Raw genomic sequence first — 248 nt, 5'->3', positions numbered from 1 at the left:
GGATCGGGGTGTCCGATGCTTTTCTCGGCGAGGGGACGTGCGCGGCCCTTGAGCGGCCGGAGGTCGGCGGTCCTGGCGGCAGCGGACTCGGCCGCTGCGGCGGCGACTGCCAGGGCCCGGTCAACGGGAGCACCGCCGTCGAGCTCTGCCAGGAAGGCGTCCCGGAAAGGCAGGAGGGCATCCACCATGGTTTTGTCACCGGGGTCGGCCTTGCCCAGCTCGGTGATGGCGCGGGCGAAGGCTTCCAC

The 248-nt window shown here is 71.8% G+C and carries 1 protein-coding gene; it reads right to left on the bottom strand.

What is annotated here, in order from left to right:
* Positions 1–248: DAK2 domain-containing protein (locus tag ACPYOM_RS23290; RefSeq protein WP_481347788.1), on the bottom strand; the 248-nt coding region annotated here is incomplete at both ends.

The organism is Monashia sp. HAY1-2A (genome assembly GCF_056755315.1).
The sequence above is the reverse complement of the archived record's forward strand: the minus strand, read 5'-3'. Positions and strand labels throughout refer to the sequence as shown.